Below are 267 nucleotides of genomic sequence, written 5' to 3'. Positions count from 1 at the left end.
ACCACCGAAGCTTACGCGTCAGATTTACAGTCTGATCCCTTTGGCCACTCGGGAACCCCTCCAGCTAGAATCGTAAAGACTCTAAAGAACTCAAAACAAAATGGAGCTGGTGGACGGAATCGAACCCCCGACCTACGCATTACAAGTGCGTTGCTCTACCGACTGAGCTACACCAGCTGCACACCCTCATTTCGAGAGGCCGCTATACTAAGTGAACTATTTTTCAGATGCAACACTTTTGCAAAAAATTTCTCTCTTCTTTGCACC

The 267-nt window shown here is 47.6% G+C and carries 1 tRNA gene; it reads right to left on the bottom strand.

Annotated features, from left to right (window positions below):
* Window positions 1–101: 101 nt before the first annotated feature.
* Window positions 102–177, bottom strand: a tRNA-Thr gene (locus tag A3763_RS23165).
* Between the last annotated feature and the right edge of the window lie 90 nt (window positions 178–267).

Source organism: Oleiphilus sp. HI0128 (assembly GCF_001635365.1).
Note: the sequence above shows the minus strand (reverse complement) of the source record. Positions and strands in the feature narration are given on the sequence as shown.